The 6,843-nt window shown below is 73.9% G+C and carries 7 protein-coding genes; 3 read left to right on the top strand and 4 right to left on the bottom strand.

Going from position 1 to position 6,843, the window contains the following annotated elements:
* Both NS331_RS02840 and NS331_RS02835 read left to right on the top strand, forming a co-directional pair.
* On the top strand, window positions 1-914 hold a 914-nt coding region (locus NS331_RS02840; RefSeq protein ID WP_153012726.1), incomplete at its 5' end, for a DUF3108 domain-containing protein.
* A 223-nt stretch (window positions 915-1,137) separates the two neighbouring features.
* Complete coding sequence (locus tag NS331_RS02835; RefSeq protein ID WP_058640504.1) at window positions 1,138-1,413, top strand: BTH_I0359 family protein; 276 nt, start codon at window positions 1,138-1,140, stop codon at window positions 1,411-1,413.
* A gap of 108 nt (window positions 1,414-1,521) precedes the next feature.
* On the opposite strand, the gene NS331_RS02830 is transcribed toward NS331_RS02835, so the two are convergent.
* Window positions 1,522-2,607: an AbrB family transcriptional regulator gene (locus tag NS331_RS02830; protein ID WP_058640499.1), complete on the bottom strand. Its 1,086-nt coding sequence runs from the start codon at window positions 2,605-2,607 to the stop codon at window positions 1,522-1,524.
* Between the two features lie 86 nt (window positions 2,608-2,693).
* Between NS331_RS02830 and NS331_RS02825 the strand changes: the two genes are divergently transcribed.
* Window positions 2,694-3,650: a ChaN family lipoprotein gene (locus NS331_RS02825; RefSeq protein WP_242873630.1), complete on the top strand. Its 957-nt coding sequence runs from the start codon at window positions 2,694-2,696 to the stop codon at window positions 3,648-3,650.
* Here the strand turns inward: NS331_RS02825 and NS331_RS02820 are convergent.
* From NS331_RS02820 to NS331_RS02810, 3 genes are read right to left on the bottom strand one after another with little or no spacing between them, the layout of a single operon-like run.
* Window positions 3,593-4,423: an SDR family NAD(P)-dependent oxidoreductase gene (locus NS331_RS02820; RefSeq protein WP_058640503.1), complete on the bottom strand. Its 831-nt coding sequence runs from the start codon at window positions 4,421-4,423 to the stop codon at window positions 3,593-3,595. The genes NS331_RS02825 and NS331_RS02820 overlap by 58 nt on opposite strands.
* Before the next feature lie 41 nt (window positions 4,424-4,464).
* Window positions 4,465-5,241, bottom strand: a complete 777-nt coding sequence (locus NS331_RS02815) for a citryl-CoA lyase (RefSeq protein WP_058640498.1) — start codon at window positions 5,239-5,241, stop codon at window positions 4,465-4,467.
* 27 nt (window positions 5,242-5,268) lie between these two features.
* Window positions 5,269-6,783, bottom strand: coding sequence for a class I adenylate-forming enzyme family protein (locus NS331_RS02810; protein WP_058640497.1), 1,515 nt, complete (start codon window positions 6,781-6,783; stop codon window positions 5,269-5,271).
* Window positions 6,784-6,843: the final 60 nt, after the last annotated feature.

Here is a 6,843-nt window from a genome sequence, read left to right as displayed (position 1 = left end):
CTGCGGCGGGCACCGGAACCGCCGCAGAACCGGCGACCCCGGTGCCGGAGGCGCCCGCGCCGCCCGTCGAGGCCGCCACCGCGCCGGAACCTGCCGCCTCGGCGCCCGCCCCGCAGGCCGCGGCCTTCGCGCCGGCCGGCATGGACGCCGCAAGCGCCGACGCCAACGGATCGCCGCCGGGCGCATCGCCCGGCCCGGCCGGCGGCGACGGCGCGGGCGGCACCGGCACGGCGCCGGCCGGCACGCCCACCGCCGGCGCCACCGTGCCGCTGCAATTGCCGGGCTCGGTCAAGCTCGACTTCGACGCCACCGGCCAGCAGGGCATGCAGCCCATGTCCGGCGTGTTCGGGGAGCTCAGCTGGCTGCAGGACGGCGAGCGCTACAACGCGCGGCTGGCGCTCAAGGTGCTGTTCCGCACCATCCGCGCCCAGACCAGCGAGGGCCGCATCGGCCCGCAGGGCATCGCGCCGGACCGCTTCTCGGACCGCCGCCGCAGCGAGGTGGCCACGCATTTCGTGCGCGACACCGGCGAGATCGTCTTCAGCAGCGCCAACAGCCGCGTGCCGCTGCAGCCGGGCGCGCAGGACCGGCTGAGCGTTCTGATGCAGCTCACCGCGCTGGTGGGCGGCGACCCGGCGCGCTACACGGCCGGCCGGACGATCAGCCTGCAGGTGGCGGGACCGCGCGATGCCGATCTGTGGACCTTCCGCGTCGAAGGCGACGAGACCGTCGCCACGCCGTCGGGTGAGCACCCGGCGCGCCGCCTGGTGCGCCTGCCGCGGCGGGAGTACGACCAGAAGATCGAGGTCTGGCTGGCGCCCGACCTGGGCTGGCTGCCCGTGCGCATCCGCCAGACCGAGGCAAACGGCGACTTCGCCGACCTGCAGCTGCGCAGCGCGGAGCGACTGAAGTAGCCAGCGGGTCTTGGCTCCCTCCCTCGCTGGGGGAGGGCGGGGGCGGGGGCCAGCGGCCGTTGCAAGCACGCTGCGCCGAAACCCTTTCGCCCCACACCCGCCGGTACCGCCGCGTACATTAGGGCGGCGCATTGGCCCACGCGAGGTCGGCTGCTCTTGAATCTGGCGCGTTGATTGCTAAATACAGACCATGTCCCTCATCGATTCCCTGAAGCACCCCGCCATGCACATGCTTTACGACTCCGACAGCTTCGTCGTCGTCCACGTGCAGCCGGAAGAGGGCACCCGCCCCGCCGGCAGCCATCCGCTGCTGTCGCGCGACGGCTTCGAGATCGTGGACAAGCGCTCGGGCAAAGAGGTCTACCTCGACGGCTCCTGGGCCGAGCTGTTCCAGCAGCAGATCGCCGCGTGGCAGGAAAACACGCCCACCCAGGAAGAGGTGGAGGACACCCTGGAAGGCTATGCCGAGCTGGCACAGAACCCGGTGCTGATGCACTGAGCTGAGCCTGCCAGCGCTGCCGAAGGCGCCGGTTCGCTCCGGCCGCTTCGCCTCGTGAAGGCCCGCCTCGCGCGGGCCTTCTGCTTTTGGGGCCGGCCGCCGCTGGCCTCAGCGCTTGCGGTACAGGCGGTCGAACAGCGGCGCCGTCAGCAGCAGCACCGCCACCAGCCGACAGACCTGGAAGGCCGTCACCACCGGCACGCCCAGCTGCAGCACCTTGGCCGTGATCGACATCTCGGCGATGCCGCCCGGCGACGTGCCCAGCAGCAGCGTCGGCCAGCGCAGCCCGGTCAGCCAGGCCAGGGCCATGGCGAACAGGGCGCAGGCGCCGATCATGGCCACCGTGCCCACCGCCACCGAGGCCAGCCAGCGCGGCGCCGTGTGCACGAACTCGCGCGAGAAGCGCACGCCCAGGCTCACCGCGATCACCAACTGCGCCGCGTTCGACAGCCACTGCGGCACCGCCGACAGCACCACGCCGTTCATGGAGATGCCGGCCGCCACCAGCAGCGGCCCGAGGAACCAGGGGTTGGCGCGGCCCAGGCGCAGCATGACCCAGGCGCCCAGCGCCGTGGCGCCGCCCAGCGCGGCCAGGCCCGGCCAGCGCACGTCGCGCAGGGCCGGCGGCACGGCATCCAGCCCGTGCAGGCCGCTCCACTGCAGCGCGAAGGGAATGCTGACGGTGACGATCACCAGCCGCAGGCTGTGCGCCGCCGCCACCAGGTCGGTGCGGGCGCCGGCCCGCTCGGACAGCAGCGTCATCTCCGACGCACCGCCGATGGCGCCGGCAAAGTAAGTGGTGGCTCTTCGTGCAGGCCCGGCCAGCTGCGGCATGTGCCGCGCGTGAAGCCGGTCCAGCCAGAGGCCGAAGCCGGTGCCCAGCGCCAGCGCCCAGCCGATGGCCAGCAGGATCGCCCACCACAGGCCGGCCACCAGCGCCGTCACCTCCGGCGTGAAATACAGGCCCAGCGCGGCGCCGATGGTCCATTGGCCGCCATTGCGCAGCGGCGCCCAGCTGGCGGTGGGCAGCCCCGCCACCGAGGCCAGCGACACGGCCAGGATCGGGCCGATCATCCACGGCAGCGGCGTGTGCAGCGCCAGGCACAGGCCGGCGGCAGCCAGGGCGAGCAGCAGCGTGCCGAGCACGCGCAGGCGGTAGGAAGGCGGTCGCCGGACGGCGGCGGGAAGGGGCACGGGAGCGGGGACAAGCGAAGGGAACGGGCGAAGAAGCGAATCGCGCGGACAGGCAGCGGCCAGCCGCGCCGCCTAGTATCCGCGCCATGGCTTCACCCCTGCCCCTGCTCTGCCGCTGCGCGGCACTGTCGATGGCCGGCCTGCTCGTGGCCGGCTGCGCGGGCCTGACGGCGCCCGGTGCCCCTGGTGCCGCCACGCCCGACCTCTCGGCCGCCAGCGCCCCCGACGCCCCGCTCGGCCGCCGCCTCGACGCACTGCTGCCGGCGCAGGTGCTGATCCTCGGCGAGCAGCACGACGCCGCCGAGCACCATGCGCTGGAGCGCGAGACGGTGGCCGCCCTCGCCGCCCGCCAGCGCCTGGCCGCCGTGGCGCTGGAGATGGCCGACAGCGGCCGCAGCACCGCCGCCCTGGCGCCGACGGCCACCGAGGCGCAGGCCCGGGCCGCCCTGGCCTGGAGCGACCGCGCCTGGCCCTGGGCCGACTACGGCCCGGCGGTGATGGCCGCCGTGCGCGCCGGCGTGCCGGTGCTGGGCGCCAACCTGCCGCGTGCCCGCATGAAGGACGCCATGGCCGACGTCTCGCTCGACGCCCAGCTGCCGCCACCCGCCTGGCAGGCCCAGGTGGCGGCGGTGCGCGACGGCCACTGCGGCCTGCTGCCGGAATCGCAGCTGCAGCCCATGACCCGCATCCAGGTCGCCCGCGACCGCGAGATGGCCCGCACCGTGGCCCAGGCCGCCCAGGCGGCGGCCCCGGGCCGCGTGGTGCTGCTGGTCACCGGCGCCGGCCATGCCGACCCGGCACTGGGCGTGGCACAGCACCTGCCCACCGACCTGAAGGTGCGCACCGTGCGCCTGGCCGCCGGCGGCAGCGCCGCCGACCGCCAGCGCTTCGATGCCCTGTGGGCCACGCCCGCCCTGCCGCCGAAGGACTACTGCGCCGCGCTGCGCAAGCCGGCCGCGGCGGCCGTCCAGCCTCAACGCCTCGGTCAGACGTACTTGCCCGTCAGCCCGCCATCTACCACCAGTTCAGTGCCGGTGACATAGGCCGCCGCGTCCGAGGCGAGGAAGGCGCAGGCATGCGCCACGTCCCAGGCCGAACCCATGCGGCCCATCGGCACCTGCCGGGCACGGGCGACGCGGGCCTCGTCCAGGCTGTCGGCCGAGAACATGCGCGCCACGGTGGTGGCGATGCGCGGCGTGTCGATGAGGCCCGGCACCACCGTGTTGGCGCGGATGCCCTGGCCGGCGTACTGCTGCGCCAGCATGCGGGTGAACTGGATCACCGCGGCCTTGGTCACGCTGTACGCCAAGTGCGGATAGCCCACGTAGCGCAGGCCCGCCACCGACGAGATGGCGACCACCGAGCCGCGCCCCTGCGTTTGCATGGCCGGCAGCACCTGCTGACTGCACAGCAGCAGGCTGCGCACGTTGACGGCATGGATGCGGTCCAGGTCCTCGGCCGTGGTGTCCAGCGGTCCGCCGGTCTTGCCGATGCCGACGTTGTGGTGCAGCACGTCCACTGTGCCGGCCTGGCGGCGGGCCTCGTCGAACAGGCGCTGCACGTCGGCCTCCAGCGCCACGTCGCCGACCAGGCAGTGCGCCTCGCCACCTTCGGCGCGGATCAGCGCCACCGTCTCCTGCGCGGAGGCGGCGTCGCGGTCGGCCACGCACACGCGGGCTCCCAGGCGGGCGTAGGTGAGGCTGGCGGCGCGGCCGATGCTCCAGCCGGGACCGGCGGAGCCACCGCCGGCGACGAAGACGACCCGGCCCGACAGGTCCAGCGGCAGCGCCGGCGGCCGGGACGGGGACGGCTGCACGGCGGCCTGCGGCGCGGGTGCGGGCGGCGCGGGGGCCGTGCTCACCGGCCGCCCTCGCCCACGTAGGGAATGGCGTGCTCCACCGTGTCCCAGATGAAGCGGCCCGAGGGACTCTGCTGCTCCTCGACGATGTGCGCCACCAGCCCGGCCGCGCGCGAGATGACGGCGAAACCGCGCATCACGCCGGTGGGCACGCCGATCTCGCCCAGCAGCGCGGCCACCGCGCCGGTGGCGTTGATGGTGATGGGCCGGCCGGCGGCCTCATCGACGGCGGCCGACAGCAGTTCCAGCGCGCGGATGTGGCCGCCGGCGAGCTCCGGCTCGACGCGGCCGAGTTCGAGCAGCTTGTAGGCGCGCGGGTCCACCGGCTTGTGCAGGTGGTGGCCGAAGCCGGGCACCGCGCTCTTCTGCGCCTTGTGGTGCCGGGCGATGGCGGCGGCCTCGGCCTGCGGATCCTCGGCCGCCATGATGCGGTCGAGCAGGCGCGAGCAGTTCTCCATCGTGCCCACGAAGGAACTGCCCACCGCCAGCAGGCCCGCGCTGACGGCGCCCTGCAGGTTCTCGGGCGCGCTCATGTAGATCAGCCGCGTGGCGATGGCGCTGGGCGTGAGGCCATGCTCCATCAGCACGATCAGCACCACGTCGGTGATGCGCATGTCCACCGGCCGCGGCGTGCGGCCAAGGATCTGCATCAGCATCACCTCGGTGAAGGTTTTCCGGCCCATCAGGTCCTGCACCAGGTCCGCGTCGCGGTAGTGCAGGCTGGTGAGGGTGTGGGTGCACAGGCGGGTGACGGGGGCGGCGTTCTTGTCGTTCATCGGTGTCTCCGTTCAAGGCATCAGGGTTCAGGCGGCAGCGGCCAGGGCGGCCTCGCGCACGGCGGTCTTGAGCACCTTGCCCACCGGCGAGCGCGGCAGGCTGGCATGGAAGTGGATGCGCTTGGGCGTCTGCACCGGCCCCAGCCGCTCGCGCACGAAGGCGATCAGCTCGGCCTCACCCACGTCGGCGCCGGGACGCAGCTGCACCGCGGCCTGCACCGTCTCGCCCCACTTGTCGTCGGGCAGGCCGAACACGGCGCATTCGTGCACGGCCGGGTGCTGGCCCAGGGCGTTCTCCACGTCCACCGGGTAGACGTTGAAGCCGCCGGTGATGACCATGTCCTTGAGCCGGTCCTTGAGGAAGAGGTAGCCGCGCTCGTCGATCAGGCCGCGGTCGCCGGTGTGCAGCCAGCCGTCCACCAGCGTCTCGGCGGTCTTGTCGGGCAGGCGCCAGTAGCCGGTCATCAGCAGGTCGCCGCGGGCCACCACCTCGCCCACCTCGCCGGGCGGCAGCAGGCGGCCGTCGGGCGCCATGATGGCCACGTCGCTGAACCAGGTGGTGCGGCCGACGGCCGGCCAGTTGCGCGGGTCGTCGAAGTCCTCGGGCCGCATCACGGTGAGGATCTGCGGCGCCTCGGTCTGGCCGTAGGTGGTGCCCAGCACGGGGCCGAAGAACTCGCGCACCTGGCGGATCTTCTCGGGCGGCATCGGCGCGCCGCCGTAGATCAGGCGGCGCAAGCGCGGGAAGTCGTCGCGGCTCGCCTCCGGCAGCGCCATCAGCATGTAGACCAGCGTGGGCGGCATGAAGCAGACGGTGCCGCCGCGTTCGCGGAAGGCGGTGCGCACGGCGGCGGCGCCCGCCCCGGCCAGGATCACGTGGCAGCCGCCCTGCGCCAGGATGGGCAGCAGGTAGGTCGAGGTGCCGTGGGTGATGGGCGCGGCCACCACGTAGCGCTCGTGCTCGTCGAAGCCCCAGGCCTGGATCTGGTTGGCGATGTTGGCCATCCAGGCGCGGTAGGGCTGCATCACCCCTTTGGGCAGGCCGGTGGTGCCGCCGGTGAACTTGATGGCCTGCGTGGCGTCGCCGGGCAGCGCCAGCCGCGGCGGCGGCGCGCCGGCATGGGCCGCCTCCAGCGCGCGCAGCGTCGTGGCACCGGTGGGCGGCGGGGCATCGCCGGTGAGCACGCGGGCGCCCGGTGCGCCGTCGAGCAGGTCGGCATGGGCGGCGTCCAGCACCAGGATGGAGGGCTCGGTGGCATCGACGATGCGCCGGATCTCCGGCCGCGTGCTCTTGGGGTTGAGCGGCACCCAGACCTTGCCGCAGGCCAGCACGGCCAGCAGCGCGGCGATGTGGTCGGCGCTGTTGGCCGCGCAGATGCCGACGCGGCTCTGCGGCACCGGGTCGAGCGCCGCGAGGCCGGCCGCGAGGGCGGCCACCCGCGCGGCGAGGGCGTCGTAGCGGACGGCGCCTTCGGGTGCGTCGATGGCGGTGCGCCCGGGCCAGCGCTGCGCGGCGCGCCAGAAGAAATCGATGGGATACATGGACGATGGACTCCGGCCCGCGAGGGCCTGGGATTGGAAAAGGCGCGGGAACGACGGTGG

The sequence above is a fragment of the Pseudacidovorax intermedius genome (assembly GCF_001476815.1).
Lineage (GTDB): Bacteria > Pseudomonadota > Gammaproteobacteria > Burkholderiales > Burkholderiaceae_C > Xenophilus > Xenophilus intermedius_A.
Note: the sequence above shows the minus strand (reverse complement) of the source record. Positions and strands in the feature narration are given on the sequence as shown.

Excerpts from the sequence above, each read along its gene's own strand:
- NS331_RS02810 (WP_058640497.1), bottom strand. The coding sequence starts at position 6,783 with ATGTATCCCATCGATTTCTTCTGGCGCGCCGCGCAGCGCTGGCCCGGG.
- NS331_RS02835 (WP_058640504.1), top strand. The coding sequence starts at position 1,138 with ATGCACATGCTTTACGACTCCGACAGCTTCGTCGTCGTCCACGTGCAG.
- NS331_RS02825 (WP_242873630.1), top strand. The coding sequence starts at position 2,694 with ATGGCTTCACCCCTGCCCCTGCTCTGCCGCTGCGCGGCACTGTCGATG.
- NS331_RS02815 (WP_058640498.1), bottom strand. The coding sequence starts at position 5,241 with ATGAACGACAAGAACGCCGCCCCCGTCACCCGCCTGTGCACCCACACC.